Source organism: Streptomyces sp. NPDC043685 (genome assembly GCF_056436585.1).
This window is the reverse complement of record NZ_JBWKCH010000011.1, coordinates 297,958-320,560: the sequence shown is the minus strand read 5'-3', so window position 1 is coordinate 320,560 and position 22,603 is coordinate 297,958. Positions and strand designations below refer to the sequence as shown.

At 71.2% G+C, this 22,603-nt stretch carries 24 protein-coding genes; 14 read left to right on the top strand and 10 right to left on the bottom strand.

Translation table 11 applies throughout. The annotated features are described in order from the left end of the window. From AC0665_RS32640 to AC0665_RS32625, 4 genes are all read left to right on the top strand, one after another. Positions 1-438: a phage holin family protein gene (locus tag AC0665_RS32640; protein WP_468412607.1), complete on the top strand. Its 438-nt coding sequence runs from the start codon at positions 1-3 to the stop codon at positions 436-438. After that, positions 414-1,085, top strand: a complete 672-nt coding sequence (locus tag AC0665_RS32635) for a DUF3618 domain-containing protein (RefSeq protein WP_478510769.1) — start codon at positions 414-416, stop codon at positions 1,083-1,085. The genes AC0665_RS32640 and AC0665_RS32635 overlap by 25 nt, the downstream gene beginning before the upstream one ends. Positions 1,086-1,193: 108 nt before the next feature. Further along, positions 1,194-1,667 carry an SPW repeat protein gene (locus tag AC0665_RS32630; protein WP_478510793.1) on the top strand — a complete coding sequence of 158 codons (474 nt, stop codon included), beginning with the start codon at positions 1,194-1,196 and terminating at the stop codon, positions 1,665-1,667. 71 nt (positions 1,668-1,738) lie between these two features. Then, a complete protein-coding gene (locus tag AC0665_RS32625) occupies positions 1,739-2,524 on the top strand; it encodes a YsnF/AvaK domain-containing protein (RefSeq protein WP_468412603.1) in 786 nt (261 codons plus the stop codon). Between the two features lie 54 nt (positions 2,525-2,578). Here AC0665_RS32625 and AC0665_RS32620 read toward each other — a convergent pair whose 3' ends face one another. Continuing rightward, positions 2,579-2,953, bottom strand: coding sequence for a hypothetical protein (locus AC0665_RS32620; RefSeq protein WP_468412601.1), 375 nt, complete (start codon positions 2,951-2,953; stop codon positions 2,579-2,581). A 99-nt stretch (positions 2,954-3,052) separates the two neighbouring features. On the opposite strand from AC0665_RS32620, the gene sigJ reads away from it, so the two are divergent. The 6 genes from sigJ to AC0665_RS32590 all read left to right on the top strand — a co-directional run bounded on the left by sigJ (position 3,053) and on the right by AC0665_RS32590 (position 8,281). Continuing rightward, positions 3,053-4,033: an RNA polymerase sigma factor SigJ gene (gene sigJ / locus AC0665_RS32615; RefSeq protein WP_478706414.1), complete on the top strand. Its 981-nt coding sequence runs from the start codon at positions 3,053-3,055 to the stop codon at positions 4,031-4,033. 383 nt (positions 4,034-4,416) lie between these two features. Further along, the gene (locus AC0665_RS32610) at positions 4,417-4,839 is read left to right on the top strand and encodes a hypothetical protein (protein WP_468412597.1); all 423 of its coding nucleotides are present in this window, start codon (positions 4,417-4,419) and stop codon (positions 4,837-4,839) included. Further along, the gene (locus AC0665_RS32605) at positions 4,836-5,660 is read left to right on the top strand and encodes a hypothetical protein (RefSeq protein WP_478706413.1); all 825 of its coding nucleotides are present in this window, start codon (positions 4,836-4,838) and stop codon (positions 5,658-5,660) included. Before AC0665_RS32610 ends, AC0665_RS32605 begins: the two co-directional genes overlap by 4 nt. Before the next feature lie 38 nt (positions 5,661-5,698). Continuing rightward, complete coding sequence (locus tag AC0665_RS32600) at positions 5,699-6,220, top strand: roadblock/LC7 domain-containing protein (protein WP_468412593.1); 522 nt, start codon at positions 5,699-5,701, stop codon at positions 6,218-6,220. Positions 6,221-6,277: 57 nt separating this feature from the next. After that, positions 6,278-6,652, top strand: a complete 375-nt coding sequence (locus AC0665_RS32595; protein ID WP_142156397.1) for a roadblock/LC7 domain-containing protein — start codon at positions 6,278-6,280, stop codon at positions 6,650-6,652. 108 nt (positions 6,653-6,760) lie between these two features. Then, on the top strand, positions 6,761-8,281 hold the full coding sequence (locus AC0665_RS32590) for an FAD-dependent monooxygenase (RefSeq protein ID WP_478706412.1): 1,521 nt from the start codon (positions 6,761-6,763) through the stop codon (positions 8,279-8,281). Here AC0665_RS32590 and AC0665_RS32585 read toward each other — a convergent pair. From AC0665_RS32585 to AC0665_RS32560, 6 genes are all read right to left on the bottom strand, one after another. Next, entirely contained in the window at positions 8,278-9,252 is a 975-nt protein-coding gene (locus AC0665_RS32585; RefSeq protein WP_478706411.1) for an alpha/beta hydrolase, read from the bottom strand. The two genes, AC0665_RS32590 and AC0665_RS32585, sit on opposite strands and share 4 nt — an antisense overlap. 93 nt (positions 9,253-9,345) lie before the next feature. Continuing rightward, positions 9,346-9,840, bottom strand: a complete 495-nt coding sequence (locus AC0665_RS32580) for a lamin tail domain-containing protein (RefSeq protein ID WP_478706410.1) — start codon at positions 9,838-9,840, stop codon at positions 9,346-9,348. 144 nt (positions 9,841-9,984) lie between these two features. Continuing rightward, positions 9,985-11,349 carry an FAD-dependent oxidoreductase gene (locus AC0665_RS32575; protein WP_468412585.1) on the bottom strand — a complete coding sequence of 455 codons (1,365 nt, stop codon included), beginning with the start codon at positions 11,347-11,349 and terminating at the stop codon, positions 9,985-9,987. A gap of 128 nt (positions 11,350-11,477) precedes the next feature. Continuing rightward, a complete protein-coding gene (locus AC0665_RS32570; RefSeq protein WP_468412583.1) occupies positions 11,478-14,213 on the bottom strand; it encodes a SpoIIE family protein phosphatase in 2,736 nt (911 codons plus the stop codon). Between the two features lie 149 nt (positions 14,214-14,362). Beyond that, on the bottom strand, positions 14,363-14,899 hold the full coding sequence (locus AC0665_RS32565) for a hypothetical protein (RefSeq protein ID WP_468412581.1): 537 nt from the start codon (positions 14,897-14,899) through the stop codon (positions 14,363-14,365). A gap of 28 nt (positions 14,900-14,927) precedes the next feature. Continuing rightward, the gene (locus tag AC0665_RS32560) at positions 14,928-15,521 is read right to left on the bottom strand and encodes an ATP-binding protein (protein ID WP_478608428.1); all 594 of its coding nucleotides are present in this window, start codon (positions 15,519-15,521) and stop codon (positions 14,928-14,930) included. A 230-nt stretch (positions 15,522-15,751) separates the two neighbouring features. Here AC0665_RS32560 and AC0665_RS32555 point away from each other — a divergent pair, with 230 nt between their 5' ends. After that, positions 15,752-15,982, top strand: coding sequence for a DUF397 domain-containing protein (locus tag AC0665_RS32555; RefSeq protein ID WP_363119718.1), 231 nt, complete (start codon positions 15,752-15,754; stop codon positions 15,980-15,982). Positions 15,983-16,134: 152 nt separating this feature from the next. Then, positions 16,135-17,049, top strand: coding sequence for a helix-turn-helix domain-containing protein (locus AC0665_RS32550; RefSeq protein WP_478608430.1), 915 nt, complete (start codon positions 16,135-16,137; stop codon positions 17,047-17,049). 106 nt (positions 17,050-17,155) lie between these two features. On the opposite strand, the gene AC0665_RS32545 is transcribed toward AC0665_RS32550, so the two are convergent. Both AC0665_RS32545 and AC0665_RS32540 read right to left on the bottom strand, forming a co-directional pair. Beyond that, a complete protein-coding gene (locus tag AC0665_RS32545) occupies positions 17,156-17,983 on the bottom strand; it encodes an SAM-dependent methyltransferase (RefSeq protein WP_478608433.1) in 828 nt (275 codons plus the stop codon). A gap of 247 nt (positions 17,984-18,230) precedes the next feature. Next, entirely contained in the window at positions 18,231-19,610 is a 1,380-nt protein-coding gene (locus AC0665_RS32540; protein WP_478706409.1) for a GH1 family beta-glucosidase, read from the bottom strand. A 207-nt stretch (positions 19,611-19,817) separates the two neighbouring features. Here AC0665_RS32540 and AC0665_RS32535 point away from each other — a divergent pair, with 207 nt between their 5' ends. Then, positions 19,818-21,500: a tetratricopeptide repeat protein gene (locus tag AC0665_RS32535; RefSeq protein WP_478706408.1), complete on the top strand. Its 1,683-nt coding sequence runs from the start codon at positions 19,818-19,820 to the stop codon at positions 21,498-21,500. A gap of 9 nt (positions 21,501-21,509) precedes the next feature. Here AC0665_RS32535 and AC0665_RS32530 read toward each other — a convergent pair whose 3' ends face one another. Further along, positions 21,510-22,151 (bottom strand): hypothetical protein, encoded by a 642-nt coding sequence (locus AC0665_RS32530; protein ID WP_478706407.1) that lies wholly within the window; start codon positions 22,149-22,151, stop codon positions 21,510-21,512. Positions 22,152-22,297: 146 nt separating this feature from the next. On the opposite strand from AC0665_RS32530, the gene AC0665_RS32525 reads away from it, so the two are divergent. Beyond that, positions 22,298-22,471, top strand: coding sequence for a CsbD family protein (locus AC0665_RS32525; RefSeq protein ID WP_104782404.1), 174 nt, complete (start codon positions 22,298-22,300; stop codon positions 22,469-22,471). Positions 22,472-22,603 lie beyond the last annotated feature (132 nt).

The following is a 22,603-nucleotide window of genomic DNA, read 5'->3' as shown; positions in this document are numbered from 1 at the left end:
ATGTCATCGCTCGCGCCCCACGCCCCGGAGCGGCACGCCCCCGCACACCGCGGGCAGGAGGACGACGGCACCGTGGGAGAGCTGCTGTCGACGGTGGCGTCGGACCTGCAGCTGCTGCTGCACCAGGAAGCGGAGCTGGCCAAGGCCGAGATCCGGGAAGAGGCCACCAAGGCGGGCAAGGCCGCCGGCATGTTCGGCGGCGCCGGGTTCGCCGGCTACATGGTGGCCGTCTTCCTGACACTGGCCGCGATGTTCGGCCTTGCCAACGTCATGGACCTGGGATGGGCCGCGCTGATCGTCACCGCCGTGTGGGCGGTGATCGGGCTGGTGCTCTACCGCCGGGGACGGACGCAGATGCGCACCGTGTCCCCGAAGCCCGAGCAGACCATGCAGACGCTGAAGGAGGACATGCAATGGGCACGGCACCCGACCAGATAAGGGCCGACATCGAAACCACGCGGGAGAGACTGTCCGAGGATGTCTCCCGGCTGGCCGACCGCGCCCGCCCCCGGCGGATGGTACGGCGTCGCACACGGCGCGTCCGCGGCGCACTGCACGGAGCGCGGGAACGCGTGATGGGCAGCGCCTCGGAGATCACCGGGCAGACCGCCGACCGCACCCAGCGGGCCGCCCGGTCGGTGCAGGACACCACCGGCCAGGCCGCCGACACCGCTCGGCAGGCCGCCGAGCAGGCGGGTCAGGCCGCACGTCAGGCCCCGGAACAAGCGATGCGGCAGACGCAGGGCAACCCCCTGGCAGCCGGCCTGATCGCCTTCGGCGCGGGACTGCTGACCGCCTCACTGCTGCCCACCACGCAGGCCGAGGAAAAGGCGGCGGAACGGGCCGGACAGGCCGTCGAGCCGGTGAAACAAGCCGCGCTGGAGTCCGCGCAGCAACTCAAGGAGGACGCCACCGAGGCCGGCCGCAAGGCCGCGCAGGAGGTCAAGGACACCGCCTCCGAAGCCGCCCGTACCACCAAGGAACAGGCACAGGAGCAAGCCGGGCAGGTCACCGACCAGGCCCGCCGATCCGCCCAGACCACGGCCGGGGAAGCACGCGGGCAGACCCGTGACACCGGACCGTAAACACTCCCCAGCCCGACTGGTCAGCCGTCCTCGGACGCCAGCGCGGCCCAGCACATCCCACTGTCTCCGGAGGCGATTGCAGTGACGTCACCCAGTTCCGGGTCGACCATGGAGAACCACCCCGACATCCTCGACATGCGCCAGCGCCACGAGATGGCCGAGCGCGCCACCACGACGTCCCGGGCGCAGATGATCGAGACACTGGCCCTGCTCACGGGCCTCTACCTCGCCGCCTCCCCGTGGATCGTCGGCTTCAACGGCGGCGGGTTCACACGGCTGGCCGTCACCAACCTGATCACGGGCATCGGCTACGCCCTGCTGATGAGCGGCGGCTTCGGCCGGGCCTACGACCGCACCCACAGCATGGCGTGGGCCGCGTGCGCCCTGGGCGTCTGGACGATCGTCGCGCCCTGGGTGGTCGCCGGCAATGTCGACACCACCCGCACGGTCGTCAACAACATCATCACGGGCATCATCGCCCTGCTGCTCGCCCTCGCCGCCAGCGCAGCAGCGTCCATGCGCTCCGACCGGAGCGCACAGAGCGGCACGTACGCGGGTGGATACGGCGGCGCGAACCGCTGATCCGCTGATCCACCGGCCCGGCCGTCCGGAGGAAGACCGGGAGCCGTCATAGAGAAACAGGTAGGAGAAGCATGATTACCCGAGAGCAGATTCCCACCGTGCTGGACCACCCGGTCCACGACGCGAGGGGCGACAAGATCGGCGACGCCCGGCACGTCTTCTACGACGACGTCACCGGCGAGCCCGAGTGGGTCAGCGTACGGACCGGCATGTTCGGCACCAGCGAGTCCTTCGTGCCCATCCACGACGCGTCCGTCGTGGAGGACCACCTCGAGGTGCCGTTCGCCAAGGACCAGGTCAAGGACGCGCCCAACGTCGACGTCGACGCCGGCGGCCACCTGTCCGAGCAGGAGGAACAACGCCTGTACGAGCACTACGGCATCGACTGGGGCGCCGCCGCCTGGCAGGACACCGGTCAGGCCGGCACCGGTCAGGTCACCGGCACCGCGGGTACCGCCGCGGGTGCCGAGGACGCCATGACGCGGTCCGAGGAGGAGATGCACGTCGGTGTCGAACGCCGTGAGGCCGGCCGGGCGCGGCTGCGCAAGTACGTCGTCACCGAAGAGCAGCAGTACACCGTCCCCGTACGTCACGAGGAGGTTCGCGTCGAGCGCGAGCCGATCACGGAAAGCAACCGGGACAGGGCGATGACCGGCCCGGACATCACCGAGGCCGAGCACGACGTGACCCTGTACGAAGAGCAGCCCGTGGTGGAGACCAGGGCGGTACCGAAGGAGCGGGTCCGCCTGTCCACCGAAGAAGTCACCGAGGAGGAGACCGTCACCGGCCAGGTCCGCAAGGAACGCATAGAGACCGAGGGAACCGACGAGTCCGGCGACCAGCGGCGCCGCCCCTGATCCCCGGCGGGCGTCCGGGAGGGAGGACCGGGGGTCCTCCCTCCCGCCGTCGTGTCATCGCCGGGCCAGCGCCAGCACGCTCAGGCCGAACATCAGCACCCCCAGGGGCAGATGGACCGAGGGCACGTGTGCGATGCCGAGCACGACCTGGGCCGAGGCCAGGACGAGGAAACCGCACGCGTGCCACACCGGCCGGGGCGAGCCGCCACCCGGCTTCCACGCCAGAACCGCCGCGAGCAGGTACAGCATCGACGCCCCGTACATCACCCGGGCTCCGGCGCTGTGCAGGGTCTCTCCGTAGGACGACGTCAGCAGCAGTCCGGCGGAGACCGCCTGGAGGAAGATGGTCAGGGTCTGCAGGGCGATGGCGATTCGCAGGAAGGCGGAGCCGCGCCGTGCGTGCGCCGTCACCGTCACGTCAGTGGCCATGTCACAGTCCCCTTTTCCCGCCCTCGGGGCGGTGGTCGATAAGGTCTCACCGGTCCGACGAGGCGGGCCCGTGAAAGGTAAGGCGAGGGGGCCGGACGCATGGGAACCGCCGGGGAGGGGACCGACCGGATAGCGGGTGAGCGACGGCAACTGATCAATGTGGCGTACCGGTTGCTCGGTTCGGTGACCGAGGCCGAGGACGCCGTGCAGGAGGCCTACACCCGCTGGTACGCGCTGCCGAGGAGCCGGCGGGAGGAGATCGTCTCCCCGGGCGCCTGGCTGACGACGGTGACCAGCCGCGTCTGCATCGACCTGCTCGGCTCGGCCCGGGCACGCCGTGAACGCTATGTCGGTGCCTGGCTGCCCGAGCCGCTGCCCGACCGCGCCGAAGAAGGCACCGCGGGCGGCGCCACCTTCACCGGCCCCGCCGATCCCGCCGACCAGATCGTCCAGGACGAGTCGGTGGCCGTGGCCTTCCTCGTCGTGCTGGACGCGATGACGCCCGCCGAGCGGGTGGCGTTCGTCCTGCACGACGTCTTCCGGTACCCGTTCGCCGATATCGCCGGTGTCCTCGGACGAACTCCCGGGGCCTGCAAGCAACTTGCGGCCTCGGCCCGGCGGCGGGTGAACGCGTCGCGCTCCGGGGCGGCGGGGGCCGGCCGGGCCGATGTGGTGCGGCACCTCGATGTGGTGCGGCACGTCAAAGAGGCGTGGGAGAACAAGGACATCGCGGCCCTCGTCGGTCTCCTCGACCCGGCCGCCGTGATGACCGCCGACGGGGGAGGCCTGGTCGGTGCCGTCCTGCGACCGGTCGAGGGCGGGACGCGCATTGCCCAGTACATGGTCGCCATCGCCGACAAGGCGCCGGGGCTCGAACTCGTGGAACGTTCGGTCAACGGTGCGCCGGGCCTGGTGGCCCGGCGCACCGGCGTCGTCATGACCGTGGCCTCGTTCGAGGTCGCCGACGGCCGCGTCACCCGCATCTGGGCGGTCCGCAACCCCGAGAAGCTAAGGCCGTGGAGTAGACAACAGGCCCCCGAGGGCTACCACTTGGGATTCCACGGGCCGATCTCGACGTAGAGCGCCCTGTCCGGGAGGCCCGAGGTGACGACGCAGGCTGGCGCTTGGCGACGCGTGGCAGCTTGACCAAGGTGTCCGGGCCCGGTTCGGGCCGGGAGGGCCCTGCCTGCCGGAGGATTCGGAACCGGCCATGTCGGCCTGGGACGTGGTGATGCCGGTGGTGCGAGATGACGCCCGTGCCGCTGGTGAGAAGGCGCTGGCGGGTGGCAGTTGGTGTGGTTTTCGCGTCGCATCCTGCTCGCTTGCTTACGACCGCGCTCACCTCCGCCCGCTTGACTGCACATTCATTTGGAAAATGCCAAAGCGTTCACCTGCGCCGAGCACATTCCGTAGTGTCGTGCTCACGTTCGCGGGAACGGCCGTGCAGGGGGAGGGGATTCGGCGTGCCCGGAATCGACGAGAGTCTGCTGGAGGCCATGCGGCTGCCAGGTGCACGAGGGGCGTCGGTGGTCGACTGGATCAGTGGTCTGGCCCTGGGGGCGGTGGGTGACGCACCCGGGGGCGACGCGGAGGCGACGGCTGCGGAGACCGCTGAGCTCGCCCGCCTCGCCACCGAGAGCGGCGCCCTCGCCCTCACCGGTGGCGGCGGAGCGGCCGACGGCGAACCGGGCGGAGAGTCCGGCAAGGAACCCCCCGTAGAGGACCTGATCATCACCAACGCCGACTCGTACCACCTGCTCAGGTTCGTCACCACGACCTTCGACAGCACGGTGTTCGTGCACTTGTGGCTCGACCGCGGCGAAGGGAACCTGGCCCTGGCCCGCATCAGGCTGGCCGAGATGGCGGACCGGCTGGTGCTGGGATGACCACCTCGATACGGACCCCGCGCTCGGACGAACCGGCCTCGGCCCGGCTCGGCACCCTCGCCGCTCAGGGCGCGACCGGCGCCCTGTCCACGGAGTCGGGGATCGTCTACCTCGCGGCGGGACACATCGTCCACGTCGAATCCGCCGTAACACCCGACCTCGGCGACCTGCTCACCCACAGTGGTGCGCTCGCCCCGGACGGCTGGTGGGAGGCGATCGACCGGGCCGGCCGCCGCTGCCGGGTCGGACGGCAGCTCGTGGACAGCGGCCACCTCGCCGCCGGCGCGCTGGAACTGTGCCACCTGGGCGCCCTGTTCGACGCGGCGTACTTCGTCCTCTCCCACGACGGACCGGCCCTGCGGTTCCGCCCCGGAGCCGCCCACTGGCTCGGCGCGGTCCGTTCCGTACCGGTGGACACCGTCCTGCGCGAGTCCACACGCCGCCGCGAACTGCTGCACCGCATATGGCCCGAGCCCGCCGTCGACCGCGCGCCCCTCGCCCGGGTGCCCGGACCGGACGCGGCCGACCTGCCGGCCCGCCGCAGCCGCACGCTCGCCCAGGTGAACGGTGTCCGCACCGCGGCCCAGATCGCCACGGCCCTTGCCTGCCGCACCTTCCACACCCTCGTCGAACTCCGGCGTCTCGCCGCCGCCGGACTGGTGACCCCCGTAACCCCCCTCGTCCCCGCCTCCGCCTCGGCCCCGGCGTCCGCCCCGGCCACCGCGTCCGCGGAACCGGGCCCCGCCCTTCGTCCGACGGCACCGGACGAGCCCGACACCGCACTGCTGCGACGGCTCCTGCACGCCTTGGAGGCACTGTGATCCGCGCGCGAAGACAGCGTGCCGAAAGGAGACTGCTCATGGCCGTCGAGACCGACGTCCTGAACGAACTGCGTCGGCTCCGCACCCGCATACCCCGGCTCACGGGCTCCCTCGCGGCCACCGTCGACGGACTCGTCCTCGCCCACGACGTGCCGGACACCGAACCGGAGGGACTGGCGGCGCTCACCGCGGCCGCCCTCGGTGTCGCCTACCGCATGACCGACGCCGCCGCCCGCGGTGACTTCCGCGAACTGCTGGTGCGGGGCTCCCAGGGGTACGTCGCGACCTACGCCGCCGGCACGACCGCCGTCCTCACCCTCCTCGCCGAAGACCGTGTCAACGTCGGCCGCCTCCACCTCGAAGGCCGGCGCAGCGGTACTCGGATCGCCGACCTGGTGACCACGCGCGTGGGCCCCGGCACCGGCCGGCACGCCGACCGGACGGCGCCCGCGGAGCACCTCGCCACCGTGCCCCCGGCCACCGACCGACCCATCGGCACCCTTCCGGTCCGCACCCCGCAGCGCCCCACGCACCAGCCGCGTCCGCAGACCGGCATCTGAACCATCCGAACCGCTTGAGCCACCGAAGTACAAGACCGAACGAAAGGAACCGAGCGCATGGCCAACACAGAGACCGCGCTGAAGGAATGCCTGAGCTCCATCGACGGAGCGACGGCCGCCGCACTCGTCGACTACACCAGCGGCATGGCCCTCGGCACCCTCGGCGGCGGCAAGGACTTCAACCTGGAGGTCGCCGCCGCCGGCAACACCGACGTCGTGCGGTCCAAGCTGCGCACCATGGAGCACCTGGGCCTGAAGGAGGAGATCGAGGACATCCTCATCACCCTGAACACCCAGTACCACCTCATCCGCCTCCTGAAGGGACGCGGAGGCAGCGGACTCTTCCTCTACCTCGTCCTCGACGGGAGCCGGGCCAACCTCGCGATGGCCCGCCACCAACTGCGCCGCATCGAAGCCGACCTGGAGGTCTGAACCGGCACCACCGGACGGGAGCCCTCCGCCACACACCCGTAGCGGAGGGCCCCTCCATGCCGCGCGGTGACGGCAGCCGCGCGGCCGACCGCGTCTACGGTGGATGCCATGACGGCACTCCTGGACGTGCTCGTGGTGGGCGCGGGCCCCACCGGACTCGCCCTCGCGACCCAACTGCGCGCCTGTGACACCCCGTTCCGGATCGTGAACCGTTCCACGAACCGCGCCCGGGAGTCACGCGCCCCGGCGATCCAGCCCCGGACTCTGGAGATGCTGTCGGCGTTCGGTGTGACGGAGGACCTCGTCGACCGGGGCAGCGCGGCGGTCCGGCTGCACCTGCACCTGCCCCGGCAAGTGCTGCACGTCCCGGTGTTCGACGTCGGCTGTGACGACACGCCGTACCCCTACCTGCTGTTCCTGCCGCAGACGGAGACGGAGACGGAGGCCGTCCTGGCGGACCGTCTGGCCGCGCGGGACGTGACGGTGGAACGGGGCACGGAGCTGCTGAGCGCCGCACCGGAGGGCGATCACGTCACCTGCCGTCTGCGGCGCGGGGACGGGAGCGAGGAGACCGTACGGGCCCGCTATGTCATCGGCTGCGACGGCGCACACAGCACCGTGCGCGCCCAGGCCGGCATCGGCTTCGAGGGGTACGCCTATCCGCAGACGTTCCTGCTGGCGGACCTGGAGGCCGACGGCCTCGAACCGGGCGTCGCGCACACCTACCTGACCGCGGCCGGGCTGCTGTTCTTCTTCCCGCTCGGCACCCCGGCCACCTGGCGCATGATCGCGATGCGCCCGCCGGGCACCCCCGGCGGCGAGGTGAGCCTCGACCTCCTCCAGCGCATCGCCGACGACTGGACCCCCGACAGGCCGTCCCTGCGCGACCCGGTCTGGATGACGAGCTTCCGCATCCACAACCGCGGCGCCACCCACTACCGCAGAGGCCCGTTCTTCCTCGCCGGCGACGCGGCGCACATCCACAGCCCGGCCGGGGGACAGGGCATGAACACCGGCATCCAGGACGCGCTCAACCTCGGGTGGAAACTCGCCCACGTCTGCCGCGGCGCGGCACCGGAGGACCTGCTGGAGACGTACGAGGCCGAACGCGCCCCGGTCGGGCACGGTGTGCGCCGCCTCACCGACCGCGCGTTCACCGTCGGGACGAGCAGTCACCCGGCCCTGAGGCTGGCACGGACGCGTCTCGCCCCGCACCTGGCCCCGCTGCTCCTGCGGGCCACCGGTGCCCGGGCGCGCCTCTTCCGCACGGTCTCCGAACTCGGCATCCACTACCGCCGGGGCCCCGCCTCCGTCACCGGACCGCACCGGCCGCGCGGGGGCCCGCGCGCGGGAGACCGGCTGCCCGACAGCCCGTCCGGCCTCCAGCGGCGCATCGCCGGACCGGGCTACCACCTGCTGCTGACCGGCCCCGCCCACGTCTGGTCCTGCGACCCGCGGCTGGGCGAACGGCACGGCCTGCTGAGCGTGCACCGTCTGGGCACGCGCAGCCCCTGGCCCGGCGTCGCCCACGCCCTCGTACGGCCTGACGGACATGTGGGCTACCTGGCCCGCGGCACCGATCTCACGGGCCTGCGCGCCTTCCTGGACCGCTGGCTGCCGACCCGCTAGGCCGGAAGGCCGGCCAGCCACTCGAGCAGGAGCCGGTTGGTGTCGGCGGGACGCTCCTGCTGGACGAAGTGACCGCAGTCCTCCAGAAGGTGTGAGCCCCTCAGGTTGGGCAGTGTCGTCGGGTACGCCGCGATCGCGTCGGCCAGCCAGGTCGTGGACGCGTCCAGGGTTCCTCCGATGAACAGCGACGGCTGGGTGACGGGGGCACCGGCGAAGTCCGCCAGGTCCTCCCAGTCGCGGTCCATGTTCCGGTAGCGGTTCAGGGCGCCGGTCAGCCCGGTGCGCTCGAACTCGGCGGCACAGACGTCGAGGTCGGCCTCGCTCAACCAGCCCGGCAGCCGCCCGGTGGGGAACCGGTCGCGCATCCGGCCCCCGCGGGCCACGAAATGGGGGTCGGCCTCGGGCAGCGTGTCCGCCGACAGGGCCGCGTAGAAACCCGCGAGCCAGCCGCGCACGTCGGGCTCGATCTCCGCCTCGGCCCGGCCGGGCTCCTGGAAGTAGGAGACGTAGAACTCCTCGTCGCCGCCCATCCGCGCGAAGACCTCGCTCGGCCGCGGCCCGCCGGGCGGGGTGTAGGGCACGCTCAGCAGCCCCACCGCGCGGAAGACGTCCGGCCGGACCAGCGCGGAGGTGGCCGCGATGGTCGCTCCCCAGTCGTGCCCGACGAGCACGGCGGACGGCTCGCCCAGCGCCTCGACCACGGCGACGTTGTCCTCCACCAGGTCGAGCATCCGGTACGCGTCCACCTCCGCGGGCCGCGACGAGCGTCCGTAGCCGCGTACGTCCACGGCGACCGCGCGGTAGCCGGCCGCCGCCAGCGCCGGCAACTGGTGGCGCCAGGCGTACCAGGACTCGGGGAACCCGTGCAGCAGGAGCACGAGCGGCCCGGCTCCCTGCTCCACGAGGTGGGCACGGCCGGCCGGTGTGGGCAGGAGGCGATGCGTACGGTCGGCGGCGGACGTCTGCGGCATGGATCCTCCCGCGATCCGGAGGGCGTTCGGTCCACCGATCATCCGGCGCCCGCCGCGCCGCACGCCAAGCCTTTTGCCGGGTCGGCAAAAGGCTCAGCCGTGGTAGCTGATGTACCCGTTGCCGTCCGCGTCGGAGCCGCTCTTGGTGTACGAGTGCACGTCGGCACGGCTGCCGGACGGCTTGTACACGTAGATCGTGTCCTTGTCGTTGTTCCACATGAAGTTGCAGTTGTCGCGGTAGACGACGTTGTTGGCGTCGGAGTCGGACCCGTTGCCGCCGCGCAGCTTCACGTAGTCACCCGGCTGGAGGGAGTGGCTGGCGGTGAAGGTGAACTTGTTCCCCGCGGCGTCCTTCACGACGTACCCCTTCAGGTTCACCGTCGTGGAGCGCGAGTAGTTCTTGATGGTCAGGTACTCCTGGGCGGTGTTCCCGCCCGAGCAGCGGTTGGAGTCGCTGCCGGGAGCGTCGTACTGGATGCCGCGGATCTTCAGCGCGGAGTCGTACTCGGCGGCCTGGGCCGGAACCGCCGAGAGGGCGGTGAGGGCCCCGGCGGCGACAGCGGTGGTGACGGCAAGGCGTATACGCATGGACGTTCGTCCCCCCTGCATGGCCTTCAGGTGAAGGCGATGTGATCGTTCGGTGAAGCATCCGGATCGTACACCGTTCAAGTACGCAGAAGGGCGGGTCCGGTGACATTGCCACCGGACCCGCCCCGCGGGGTGTATGCGACGTCAGGCGCCGCTGGCCCGCAGCATGTCCTCGCGCTCGACGATCTTCACGCGCTCGCGGCCCTCGGGCTCGCCCAGAGCCTTCTCCGCCGCGTCCAGCTTGTACCAGCCGTCCCAGGTGGTGAAGCGGATGTCGCGCTCGGCGAGGAACGCGTCCACGGCCTCGGGCTCGGGGGTGGCGGGCGTGTGCAGCCGGCCGTCCGCGTAGTCGGCCAGCAGGTTCGACACCGTCTCGTTGGCGTCGCCCTTGGTGTGCCCGATGAGGCCGATGGGGCCGCGCCGGATCCAGCCGGTGACGTACGTGGACTGGAGGTGCTCGCCGGTCTCCTGCATGACCCGGCCGCCCTCGTCCGGGACGGTGCCGGAGTCGATGTCCCAGGGCAGCTTGGGGAGTTTGTCGGACAGGTAGCCCACCGCGCGGTACACCGCGCCCACGTCCCAGGTGTGGAAGGTGCCGGTGCCCTTGACGTTGCCGGTGCCGTCCAGCTCCGTGCGCTCGGTGCGCAGTCCGACGACCTTGCCGTCCTCGCCGAGGATCTCGACCGGCGACTCGAAGAAGTGCAGGAAGAGCTTGTGGGGCCGGTCGCCGGTGTCGCGGATCGCCCAGTTCTCCAGGGTCTTCGCCACCATGTCGGCCTGCTTGTTGCCGCGCCGGGTGGCGATCGAGCCCTCGTCGTAGTCGATGTCCTCGGGGTCGACGATGACCTCGATGTTCGGGGAGTGGTCCAGCTCCCGCAGCTCCATCGGGCTGAACTTCGCCTGCGCCGGGCCGCGGCGGCCGAAGACGTGGATCTCCTTGGCCCGGTTGGCCTTCAGGCCCTCGTACACGTTGCCGGGGATCTCCGTCGGCAGCAGCTCGTCGGCCGTCTTGGCCAGGACGCGGGCGACGTCGAGCGCCACGTTGCCCACGCCGAGCACGGCCACCTTCTCCGCCTCCAGGGGCCAGGTGCGCGGCACGTCGGGGTGGCCGTCGTACCAGGACACGAAGTCCGCGGCACCGTACGAGCCGTCGAGGTCGATGCCCGGCAGCGACAGCGCCCGGTCGGCCATCGCGCCGGTGGCGAAGATCACTCCGTCGTAGAACGCCCGCAGGTCGTCCAGGCCGATGTCGGTGCCGTAGTCCACGTTGCCGAAGAGCCGGATCTGCGGTTTGTCGAGCACCTGGTGCAGGGCGGTGATGATGCCCTTGATCCGCGGGTGGTCGGGGGCGACGCCGTAACGGATCAGTCCGAACGGAGCCGGCATGCGCTCGAAGATGTCGATGGATACGCCGGGTTCGGCGGCCACCTCGGACTTGAGCAGGGCGTCGGCGGCGTAGATCCCGGCGGGGCCGGATCCGACGATGGCGACCCGCAGGGGGCGGGGCATGGTCAGGTTCCCTTCGAGCGGCGACAAGCGATCTCGACGGGAAGCCTAAACTAAGGCAAGCCTAAGTCGGTACGAGGGTCCGGTCTATGAGCTCATAAGGCTACTTTATGGGTAGTCCCTGGTCTCGCTTATGGCAGGGGTTGCTCCGCCCAGATCACCTTCCCGGTGGGCAGATAGCGCGTCCCCCAGCGCTCCGCGAGCTGGGCGACGAGGAACAGGCCGCGCCCGCCCTCGTCCGTCATGGTCGCGTACCGCAGGTGCGGCGAGGTGCTGCTGCTGTCGAACACCTCGCAGATCAGATTGCGGTCGCGCAGCACCCGCACGTGCATGGGGCCGCCGCCGTAGCGGAGCGCGTTGGTGACCAGCTCGCTCAGGATCAGCTCCGTGCTGAACGTCAGCTCGTCCAGACCCCACTCGGACAGCTTCCGGCTGACCGCCGCCCGCACCTCGCCCACGGCCGCCGGATCGGCGGGCACCGGCCACTCGGCGACCTGGTCGGCGGCGAGCGCCCGGGTGCGTGCGACGATCAGCGCGATGTCGTCGCTGGAGCGGGCCGTGAGCTGCGAGTCGAGCACCACCCGGCAGGTGTCCTCCGGGGACTGCCCGGCCCGGCCGAGCGCCTCGCGCAGCATCTCCAGGCCGACGTCGATGTCCCGCTCCCGGTCCTCGACCAGCCCGTCGGTGTAGAGGACGAGCCGGCTGCCCTCCGCCAGCTCCAGCTCCGCCGTCTCGAACGGCAGACCACCGAGCCCGAGCGGGGGACCGGCGGGCACCTCGGGGAACTCCACGGTTCCGTCCGGATGGATCAGGGCCGGCGGGGGATGTCCGGCCCGTGCGACGGTGCAGCGCCGGGAGACCGGGTCGTAGACGGCGTACAGGCAGGTCGCACCGGTGACCGGGGCGCTGCCCTCGTCCTCCGTCTCGTCCTGGTCGATCCGGCCGACCAGCTCGTCCAGCAGGGCGATCAGTTCCTCGGGCGGCAGGTCGAGGGCGGAGAAGTTGTGCACCGCCGTGCGCAGCCGGCCCATCGTCGCCGCGGCGTGCAGCCCGTGTCCGACGACGTCCCCCACCACGAGCGCGACCCTGGCCCCCGACAGCGGCAGCACGTCGAACCAGTCGCCGCCCACACCGGCCTGCGCCGGCAGATAGCGGTAGGCGATCTCCAGAGCCTCCTGCTCGGGCAGATTGCGGGGGAGCAGGCTGCGCTGGAGGGTCACCGCCATGCTGTGCTCGCGGGTGTACCGGCGCGCGTTGTCGATGGAGACGGCGGCCCGCGCCACCAGCTCCTCGGCCAGGGCCAGCTCGTCGGCGTCGAAGGGCTGCTGCTTCTCGCAGCGCCAGAAGCTGACCACGCCGAGCACCAGGGCGCCGGCCCGAAGCGGCACCGTGATCAGGGAGTGGATGCCGTAGTCGACGATCTGTGCGGAACGCTCCAGGTCCTGTGCCTGCCAGCCCGGGGCCTCGCTCAGCCGGGGCTCCAGGACGGGGCCGCCGGTGGTGAGGCTGCGGCCCTGCGGAGAGGACTCGACGAACCGGATCCGCTCGCCGACCGGGTAGAGCGGCGCGTCCTTGCGGATCCCGCTCAGCGCCGTCCGGCTGAGCGCGGCCACCGCGTTCGGCTGCCCGCCGCCCAGCACCGCGTCGAACAGGTCCACGGTGACGAAGTCGGCGAACCGGGGCACGGCGAGCTCGGCGAGCTCCTCGGCCGTGCGGGTCACGTCCAGGCTGGTTCCGATGCCCACCCCGGCGTCGTACAGCATGTTGAGCCGCTCCCGCGCGGTCTCCGCCCGCCCGGACAGGGCCCTCAGCTCCGTGGAGTCGCGCAGGGTGGCGACGCTGCCCGGTGGGACGCCCGCACGGTCCGTGGTCCGCTGGTTGACGGCGAGGAGCCGGTCGCCGACCCGGTGCACCTCGTCCGTGGCGACGCGGCCCGAGGCCAGCAGGTCGGCGGTGCCCGGGTCGAGCCCCAGACTGAGGACGTGCCGCCCCTCGGCGTCGGCGGGGAGCCCGAGCAGCCGGTGCGCCTCGTCGTTGGCGAGCAGCAGGGTGCCCCCGTCGTCCACGATGAGCACGCCCTCCCGTACGGCGTGCAGCACGGCGTCGTGATGTTCGTACATCCGGGTCATCTCGTGCGGCCCGAGCCCGTGCGTCTGGCGCAGCAGCCGCCGGCTCACCAGCGCGGCACCCGCCGTCGCCAGGGCGAGCGCCGCCGCGGCGGCCGCGAGCACGAGCGGCAGCTGCCGGTCGGCGGTACCGCCGACGTTCTTCGTCGTGATCCCCGCCGAGACCAGGCCCACCACCCGGCCATCGGGGGCCTTCACCGGCACCACGGCCTGCACGAGCGGGCCGATGGTGCCCTCGATCTCCTCGGTGAACGACTCCCCGGCCAGCGCCGGCGCGATGGTCCCGACGAACTGCTTCCCGATCCGGTCCGGCTTGGGATGGGTGTAGCGGATCCCGTCGGTGTTCATCACGACGATGAAGTCGACCTTCGACCGCTCACGGGCGGCCTCGGCGCGCGGCTGGAGCACGGCCGTGGGATCAGGGCTGCTCAGCGCCTCCACCGTGCCCGGCGCGTTGGCGAAGGTCTCCGCCACGGCGAGCGAACGGTTGCGGGCCTCCTGCGTCGTGTCGTGGCGCACCTGGAGCACCAGCGCGACCACGGCCGCCACGACGAGCAGCAGCACGATCACCACGACCAGCAGGAAGACCTGTCCGGCGACGCTGCGTCCGCCCAGCACCGACCGCAGCCCCGCCGCCGGCTGCCACCGCGACGGGCCCGCCTCCCGCCGCTGCCGCGCGGACGGCGCAGCGCCGGGCCGCAGGGGCGATCGAGTCCCGGATCGACCCAAGAGTCGGACCATGTGCCATGTCTACACTGCCGGGCCCCCGGAGGCGAGGGGCATCACCCATGGTGGCAGGGGGTCCTCACCGTTTCGTCACGTCTCCCGGCGCGCACGGGCTCCCTGCCACCGAAAACCCACGACGGTCTCAGGGAGAACCTACGACGGTCTCAGGCGCCGAGCGAGCGGGCCAGCTCCGTCGTGGCCCGGGCGATGTCGCCGTCCTCGTCCGCCATCAGCCCGCCGAGCTCGCCGCGCCGGGCCCGTACCGCCTGGCGGGCGGCGCGCTCCCACACCACCGGGTTCTCCCGGTGGTTCAGCAGCTTGGGATAGACGGCGGCGGTGCTCTCCCACTGCCGGGCCTCGGCGATGTTCTTGAGCAGCTGGATGATCTGGGCGCGACACGTCACCTGCGGCAGCTTCGCCAGCTCCCACAGGAAGGGAACCGTGGCCGCGGTCGCCTGCTCCACGACGAAACCGAACTGGCAGATCCGTTTCCTCAGGTCGTCGAGGGCGGAGCGGGCGGTGTCTGCATCACCCCCGGCGATGCCGTTGAGCAGAAGGGGAATGGCCGCCGCCGAGCCGGTGGAGTCCTGGATCTCGCCCCACGGCACGCGGTCCAGTGCCGTGAGCGGCGTGTTCCGGGTCGGGGCGTCGGGGCGCTGGGGGCGCTCGCTGCTCGGGTGTTCCGTCGAAGCGCTGCGCATGGCGAGGGGCCTTTCCGCGGCAGGTGGGTCAGATGGGTGGACAGGGCGTGGACGGACGGGTCGACAAGCGGGCCCAGACCGTCTTGCCCGACGGAGGACTGGGGGCCCAGCCCCACTCCTCGCACAAGGCGTCGACGATGCACAGGCCCCGGCCGTGCTCCTCCAGAGCCGGGCCCGTCGGCGCGTACACGGGCGGACGGTCGCCGGGGTCGGAGACGGTGATCAGCAGGTGGGCCGGGTCCAGGAGGAACCCGAGCCGGATCAGCGGCACTCCCGGCGTCGCCGCGGCCGCCGGTGCCGCGTGGGTCGCGGCGTTGGCGGCGAGCTCGGTGACGACGAGGGTCGTGTCGTCGCACCGGTGGTCGAGCGACCAGCCGTTCAGGGTCTCCCGGGTGAAGGTCCGGGCTCGCGCGAACCCCTCCCTGCTGCACTCGATCCGCAGGGAGACCGAGGCGGACAGGGCGCCCGAGAACTGCGGCAACGTCGTCGGCACCGAGGGCGGGGCCCCGTGGGGGCCGGCCGCGGGCGGGCCGGACGGGAAGGCCTGGGCCGCCCCGGGTGTGGCCGTGTGTGCCGCAGCCCCGCTCGGCGGCCGGAGCACGTGCTGCGCAGGTGATGACACGGCATCTCCCCGATGCGACGTCAGGACGGTGCGCCAACCCGGGGGTTGACGCCGCAGCTATTATCCACGCTGAAGGCGCTCGCGTGCAATTGCACGAGAAATTGCGTGAAAATCAAGCCGTTGTGGGTACGCAAGCCGGGACGAGTGCGGTCGAAGGGACGCGGCCGCGCTCGGCCGATCGGCCGGGCACACCGTGCGCGGCGGGGAACGAGAACAGCAAGGAGACTGCGGTGCCACCAGTGCAGAACGGAGTGCGGGCAAGCTCGTTGAGCGCCTGCTGGATCAAGAGCCGGCACAGCAACGCCGAGGGCAACTGCGTCGAAGTCGCCCCTCTCGTGGACGGCGGAATCGCCATGCGCAACTCCCGCGACCCCGACGGACCCGCCCTCGTCTACACGTCGGCCGAGGTGGCGGCATTCCTGGCCGGTGCGAAGGACGGCGAGTTCGACCACCTGCTCTGAGGGACGGTGGCTCGCGTCGGCGATGTGAAGCCCACCGGCCACAAGCGGAGCCCAACTCCCCACTTCTGTGGGGGCGCTGCGGGCGGATGCGTGAAGACCCGGTGAAGTGCGATAGTGTAAGCCGCCCTTGTGCCGGTCTGCTGGGAGTCAGGATGTCCGCCGCGTCGCATCGCATCTCCCGTCTGGAACCCTACCTGGACAGGCCCGAGCCGGCGCCGACTCTGCTGAAGATGCTGGTCGGTGTACAGCTCGCCGGCTTCCGCGAGGACGCCGGCCTCGCCCAGGACCAGGCGGCACGCGCTGTCGGGTTCAGTGCCGCGAAGTTGTCCCGCATCGAGTCGGGCAAGGGCCGGCGCCCGCCGACCGAGAGCGACGTCCGGGCGCTGCTGGAGCTGTACGGCACCGACGAGTACGAAGGCTCGGTGCTGCTCAAGCTGCTGCAGCGCGCCGGAGAGCCGGGCTGGTGGCAGCGGTACGACAAGCGGCTGATGCCCGAGTGGTTCGACCGGCTGGTCGGCCTCCAGGAGGCCGCCGCCACCATCCGTACCTTCGAGATCCAGTACGTGCCCGGCCTGTTGCAGACACCGGCCTACACCAGGGCCGTGGTGGAGCGCGGCCTGCCGAACGCGCCGGCCGCCGAGGTGGAGCGCCGCGTCGAACTGCGCAGGCGCCGCGCCCGGTTGGTGACGCGGGCCGACGCCCCGCAGTTGTGGGCGATCATCGACGAATCCGTGCTGCTGCGCGTCCTGGGCAGCACCGACGTGATGCGGGAACAGCTCGCCCACCTCATCGAGGTGGCCGAACGCCCCAATGTGACCGTCCAGATCGTGCCGCTGAGCGTCACCAACGCCTCGGCGCCCGCCATCCCGGTGACGTATCTGCGCTTCGGCGGCCTCGATCTTCCCGACGTGGTCTACCTGGAGCACATCAAGAGCGCGAACTTCCTCGAGGACCGCGACGAGACCGAGGAGTACCGGATCGCGCTGGACCGGCTCGCGGACGAGGCGCTCAAGCCCCGAGACTCGCTGGAGTTGCTGCGCCGGACGATGGACCAGCGCTACCCCTGACCACGGGGCCTGACGCACGGATGCCTCGTGCCGGACGGCGTGCGTCCGGCACGAGGCACCGACTCGGTCACTCCCGCTTCTCCCGGCGGATCACTTCCGAGGGAGTTCACTTCTCCAAGGGGATCCGTCCCACACCGCCGAACTCGATCCACTCGTGGGTGAGCTGACGCGGTGCCACCTCGGTGTCCGGACGCCAGGTCGATACCTCCACGAGCCCCGGCTCCAGGATCTCCAGGCCTTCGAAGTACCTCTCCACGTCCTTCGGTTCACGCACGCGGCCCCAGTTGCCCTGAGTGGCCTGGTCCATGAAGTCCGTGACGAAGGTGCGGACCTCCGGGTCCTCGCTGACCAGCTGGCACATCACCATGAAGCTGCCCGGCGCGAGTCGTTCCCGTACCCGGCGGGCCACCGCGAGCGGCCCGTCGGTGTCACTGTCCGGGATGCAGTGGAACACCGAGTTGAACAGCACGCACACGGGCTGGGAGAAGTCGATCAGCCGCTTGGTGTCGGCGTGGCCGAAGATCTCGTCGGTCTGGCGCAGGTCCGCGTGGATGACGCTCGTCCGCTCGTCCTGCTCCAGCAGCGCGCGACCGTGGACCAGCACCATCGGGTCGTTGTCGACGTAGACGACGTGGGTCGTGGGGTCGATGCGCTGGGCGACCTGGTGGACGTTGTCCTGCGTCGGCAGGCCGGACCCGTGGTCCAGGTACTGACGGATGCCGTACTCCTCGGAGAGGGTCTTCACGACCCGCTGGAGGAAGCGCCGGTTGTTCAGGGCCAGGCGGCGTGTGCTGGGAACGACCTTGTCGAGTTCCTCGCACGCGGCGCGGTCGGCCGCGTAGTTGTCCTTGCCGCCCAGATAGTGGTCGTACATGCGCGCTGCCGTCGGCACGTTCGCGTCGATCTCGGTGGACAGCTGCTTCTCGGAGTGCATCGTTCCCCCTGCAAGGTGCCGCGCCAACGGACTGGCTGGACAGGAAGTACATCCTAGGGAGCGGGAGTTGGGCGGTGCCAGCCCACTGGCGAAGGTGCGCACGATCGAACGACAAGATGATCGCCACCGTGCCGCCCTATGTGACGCATGTAACCGTTCGCGTACTTTGTGTCACGGGCGAGCGGCTCCGCACACCGTGATCAAGGACCTGGCGCCCCAGCTCCTGAGCGGCGTCTGAGCCGGGCCGTCACCGCCGCTGCGCGGCGATCACGGCCCGGTACCAGTGGTAGCTGTCCTTCGGCGTCCGTTGCTGCGTGGCGTAGTCGACGCGGACGATCCCGAAGCGCTTGTCGTAACCGAAGGCCCACTCGAAGTTGTCCAGGAGGGACCACACGTAGTAGCCGCGCACCTCCACTCCGGCGTCCATGGCGGCCCGCAGCGCGGTGAGGTGGTCGCGCAGGTAGACGACCCGGTCACCGTCGTGCACCGCCCCGTCCGGACTCACCTCGTCGTCCTCCGCGGAGCCGTTCTCGGTGATGTGGACGGGAGGCAGGGCAGCGCCGTACCGCTGCCTGAGGCCCACGAGCAGGTCGGTGAAGGTGTGGGGTGCCACGGCCCAGCCCATGGCCGTGCGCCGCACACCCGGCATGGGCACCTCCTCGTACCGGTTGTCGGTCGCCACGCGCCGCGCCGGGTCGCTCTCGCGGTACGGGGCGTCGGCCACGACGATCGGCCGGTAGTAGTTGATGCCCAGGAAGTCCAGCGGCTGGGAGACCAGTTCCAGGTCGCCGTCGCGCCGGAAGTTCTGACCCTTGATCAGCTCGCCCCAGGTCTCCTCCTCGGTCACCGGGTAGCGGCCCGCGAGGATCGGCTCGGTCCACACCAGGTTGTGCAGGGTGTCGGCACGGGTGACGGCGTCCCGGTCGGCGGGGGAGCCGGTCGCTGGGAGGTGGTGGTCGAGGTTGAGGGTGATGCCCACCTCGCGCACCCCGGCGGCCCGCAGCGCCCGGACGGCCAGGCCGTGCCCCACCAGGAGGTGGTGGGCGGTGGCCAGTGCGCCCCGCCCCTCGCGGGCGCCGGGGGCGTGCCGGCCCACGGAGTAGCCGAGGAAGGCGCTGCACCACGGCTCGTTGAGGGTGATCCAGCGCGGCACGCGGTCGCCCAGGTGCTCCGCGACGACGGCCGCGTACTCACCGAACCGCTCGGCGGTCTCCCGCACCCGCCAGCCGCCGCCGTCCTCCAGCGCCTGCGGAAGATCCCAGTGGTAGAGGGTGGCGGCCGGCTCGATCCCCGCCTCCAGGAGCTCGTCGACCAGCCGCGAGTAGAAGTCCAGCCCCTTGGCGTTCACCGGGCCGGACCCGTCCGGCACGATCCGGGGCCAGGCGATCGAGAACCGGTAGGAGCCCACGCCCAGTTCGCGCAGCAGCGCCACGTCCTGCGGGTACCGGTGGTAGTGGTCGCACGCGACATCACCGGTGTCCCCGTTCGCCACCAGCCCCGGGGTGTGGCTGTAGGTGTCCCAGATGGACGGCCCGCGCCCGTCCTCGTGCACCGCTCCCTCGATCTGGTAGGCGGCGGTCGCGGCCCCGAACACGAAGCCGGGCGGGAAAATCGGGAAGTCAGTCATGCCAGGCATCATGTCCCGGTTCCTCGCACCCCGCGGCCTGTATCGACCACGGCGCTCCCCTCAGGACGCGCCCGCCCCTGTCCTGCCGTACGGCGGCGTCGGCCGTCCTCCGCACCGCTCGTATGGAAATGCGAGAATTGACCGGAAGACGAGGGCTTGTCCACAACCGCTATTCTCGCGGTCCGGCCGCTTTCCCAGGAGAACACCATGGGCGACTATTACGATCTCGGCACGCACAGCCGTCCCGTCACCACCTCCTCCACCGATGCCCAACTCTGGTTCGATCGTGGCCTGGTGTGGACCTACGCCTTCCACCACGAGGAAGCCGTCGCCTGTTTCGAAAAAGCGGCCGAGGCGGATCCGGAATGCGCGATGGCCTATTGGGGCATCGCCTATGCGCTCGGCCCGAACTACAACAAGCCCTGGGAATTCTTCGACGGCGAGGAACTGGCGCGGACCGTCGAGCGCACGCACAGCGCCGTGGAACGGGCCCATGACAAGGCCGCCCGCGCCACCCCGGTGGAACAGGCCCTGATCGGCGCGCTGCGGGCCCGCTATCCGCAGCCGGACGCCGTCGAGGACTGCTCGGTGTGGAACGAGCCCTATGCGGACGCCATGCGCGCGGTCTACGACCTGGCCCCCGACGATCCGGACGTCGCCACCCTGCACGCCGACGCCGCGATGAACCTCACCCCGTGGCAGCTGTGGGATCTGCGGACCGGGCAGCCGGCCGAGGGCGCGCGGACCACCGAGGCCAGGGCCGTGCTGGAAGCCGCTCTCGCCACCGAGGCGGGCGTGCGCCACCCCGGGATCCTGCACCTGTACATCCACCTGATGGAGATGTCCCCGACGCCGGAGCAGGCCCTGACCGTCGCCGACCGCCTGCGCGGCCTCGTACCCGACGCCGGGCACCTGCTCCACATGCCCTCACACCTGGACGTCCTGTGCGGCGACTACCGCCGGGTCGTCGCCGCCAACAGCGACGCCATCGCCGCCGACGAGAAGTACCACCGGCGGGCCGGCGCGATGAACTTCTACACCCTCTACCGGGCGCACAACCACCACTTCAAGATCTACGGAGCCATGTTCCTCGGCCAGGCGCAGGTCGCCCTCGACGCCGCCGCGCGGCTGGAAGCCGCCATCCCCGAGGACCTCCTGCGCGTCCAGAGCCCCCCTATGGCCGACTGGCTCGAGGCCTTCCTGGCCATGCGCGTGCACGTCCTGATCCGCTTCGGCCGCTGGGCCGAGATCCTCGCACTGCCCGCCCCCGCCGATCCGGAGCTCTACGCGACGACCACGGCCATGCGGCACTACGCGCGGGGTGTCGCCCTCTCCGCCACCGGTGAGGTCGACCGGGCGGAGGCCGAGCGCGAGCTCTTCCGTGAGGCGGTGGGCCGGGTGCCCGATGCGCGGATGCTTTTCAACAACACCTGCCAGGACATCCTCGCCATCGCGGCCGCCATGCTGGACGGCGAGCTCGAGTACCGCAAGGGCAGGTACGACCTCGCCTTCGCCGCCCTGGAGCGCTCCATCGAGCTCGACGACAACCTCCCCTACGACGAGCCCTGGGGCTGGATGCAGCCCACCCGTCACGCCTACGGCGCACTGCTGCTGGAGCAGGGACGCGTGGCGGAGGCCGAAGCGGTCTACCGCGCCGACCTCGGCCTGGACGACACCCTGCCCCGCCCGCTCCAGCACCCGGGGAACGTCTGGGCCCTGCACGGCTTCCACGAGTGCCTGCTGCGGACGGGCAAGACCGGCGAGGCGGCCCTCGTGGCCCACCAGCTCAAGCTCGCGACCGCGCTGGCCGACGTGCCGATCGAGGCGTCGTGCTTCTGCCGCCTGGACACCACGCCCGGCCCCCGGACGTCCGACGGGTGCTGTCACTGACCCCGGGGGTCACGACCTGTTCAGGCCCGCGCGCTCCAGCGCCCGGGTCATGGCCGGCCGGTCCCGCTGGCGCCAGCCGGGGTCGGCGGTGAGGGACATCAGCAGCTCCGGCGTCAGCCGGTGGTTCTCGGCGTGGGTCAGGAGGTCCTCCGCGTGGCCGGCCGACGTGGCGCCGTGGTCCTCGTCGGCGATCGTGCGCAGCACGTCGGCACGGTCGGCGAAGCGGCTCATGCCACAGTCGAGCCCGTCGTCGGCGAGGGTGCCGGGGTACGGGGCGCGGGCCCACGCCCCGTTCTCGTACCAGTAGACACAGCCCAGCTCGCAGCCGCTGACGAGGTCCTTCAACCGGTCGTGGGGAAGCCAGGCGGGGGCGCCGGCGAGCATGTCGACCGGCGGCTCGTGCCACTTGACGCCGCTCGACTCGTCCTCGCCGAAGAGCACGTACCGCTCCTCGCCGTGTGCTGTGAAGCCCCACCAGGTGCAGCCGGAGTCGTCCAGGTGGAGCCCGTCGGCGTCCACCCAGGTCCCGGTCCGGTGGCGCGCCTGCTCGGCTTTCGTGGTGGCCTCCAGCACGGCGATGAGCGCCCAGCGCGCCCACAGCACCTCGGCCGGCGGCAGGTCCCCGGGCAGCCCCGGCCGGTTGATGGTCACGCCCCGTCCTCCGGGTTCGTCTCGCCGATCATGATCAGGGCAAAGGCTCTCATGGACCGAACGCCTACGTGGCAGGTTTGAGCTGCCCCTTCACGGTCACTCGTGAGGTGACCCCGCAGTCGGACACGACTTGGAGTGAGCGAACCGTGGCTGGAGAGCAGAAGGGCAAGGCCAAGGCCGAGCAGGCCAAGGGCAAGGCCAAGGAGACGATCGGCCGTGCGGTGGGCAACGAGCGTCTGACGGCCGAGGGCAAGGCGGAGCAGTCGAAGGGCGATGCCCGCCAGGCCAAGGAGAAGACCAAGGACGTCTTCAAGCACTGAAGAGCGAAGCACTGAGTCACGTGGCGGTGGCGCGGCCCCCAAGGGGCGCGGCCCCCCCCCCCTCGTGTCAAGGGGCCCACCCCACAAACCCCCCCCCAATAAGTGGTTTTTTTCCGCCAAAAAAAAAAAGGG

Excerpts from the sequence above, each read along its gene's own strand:
- AC0665_RS32640 (WP_468412607.1), top strand. The coding sequence starts at position 1 with ATGTCATCGCTCGCGCCCCACGCCCCGGAGCGGCACGCCCCCGCACAC.
- AC0665_RS32635 (WP_478510769.1), top strand. The coding sequence starts at position 414 with ATGGGCACGGCACCCGACCAGATAAGGGCCGACATCGAAACCACGCGG.
- AC0665_RS32630 (WP_478510793.1), top strand. The coding sequence starts at position 1,194 with ATGGAGAACCACCCCGACATCCTCGACATGCGCCAGCGCCACGAGATG.
- AC0665_RS32625 (WP_468412603.1), top strand. The coding sequence starts at position 1,739 with ATGATTACCCGAGAGCAGATTCCCACCGTGCTGGACCACCCGGTCCAC.
- AC0665_RS32620 (WP_468412601.1), bottom strand. The coding sequence starts at position 2,953 with ATGGCCACTGACGTGACGGTGACGGCGCACGCACGGCGCGGCTCCGCC.
- sigJ (WP_478706414.1), top strand. The coding sequence starts at position 3,053 with ATGGGAACCGCCGGGGAGGGGACCGACCGGATAGCGGGTGAGCGACGG.
- AC0665_RS32605 (WP_478706413.1), top strand. The coding sequence starts at position 4,836 with ATGACCACCTCGATACGGACCCCGCGCTCGGACGAACCGGCCTCGGCC.
- AC0665_RS32600 (WP_468412593.1), top strand. The coding sequence starts at position 5,699 with ATGGCCGTCGAGACCGACGTCCTGAACGAACTGCGTCGGCTCCGCACC.
- AC0665_RS32595 (WP_142156397.1), top strand. The coding sequence starts at position 6,278 with ATGGCCAACACAGAGACCGCGCTGAAGGAATGCCTGAGCTCCATCGAC.
- AC0665_RS32590 (WP_478706412.1), top strand. The coding sequence starts at position 6,761 with ATGACGGCACTCCTGGACGTGCTCGTGGTGGGCGCGGGCCCCACCGGA.
- AC0665_RS32585 (WP_478706411.1), bottom strand. The coding sequence starts at position 9,252 with ATGCCGCAGACGTCCGCCGCCGACCGTACGCATCGCCTCCTGCCCACA.
- AC0665_RS32580 (WP_478706410.1), bottom strand. The coding sequence starts at position 9,840 with ATGCGTATACGCCTTGCCGTCACCACCGCTGTCGCCGCCGGGGCCCTC.
- AC0665_RS32575 (WP_468412585.1), bottom strand. The coding sequence starts at position 11,349 with ATGCCCCGCCCCCTGCGGGTCGCCATCGTCGGATCCGGCCCCGCCGGG.
- AC0665_RS32570 (WP_468412583.1), bottom strand. The coding sequence starts at position 14,213 with ATGGTCCGACTCTTGGGTCGATCCGGGACTCGATCGCCCCTGCGGCCC.
- AC0665_RS32565 (WP_468412581.1), bottom strand. The coding sequence starts at position 14,899 with ATGCGCAGCGCTTCGACGGAACACCCGAGCAGCGAGCGCCCCCAGCGC.
- AC0665_RS32550 (WP_478608430.1), top strand. The coding sequence starts at position 16,135 with ATGTCCGCCGCGTCGCATCGCATCTCCCGTCTGGAACCCTACCTGGAC.
- AC0665_RS32545 (WP_478608433.1), bottom strand. The coding sequence starts at position 17,983 with ATGCACTCCGAGAAGCAGCTGTCCACCGAGATCGACGCGAACGTGCCG.
- AC0665_RS32540 (WP_478706409.1), bottom strand. The coding sequence starts at position 19,610 with ATGACTGACTTCCCGATTTTCCCGCCCGGCTTCGTGTTCGGGGCCGCG.
- AC0665_RS32535 (WP_478706408.1), top strand. The coding sequence starts at position 19,818 with ATGGGCGACTATTACGATCTCGGCACGCACAGCCGTCCCGTCACCACC.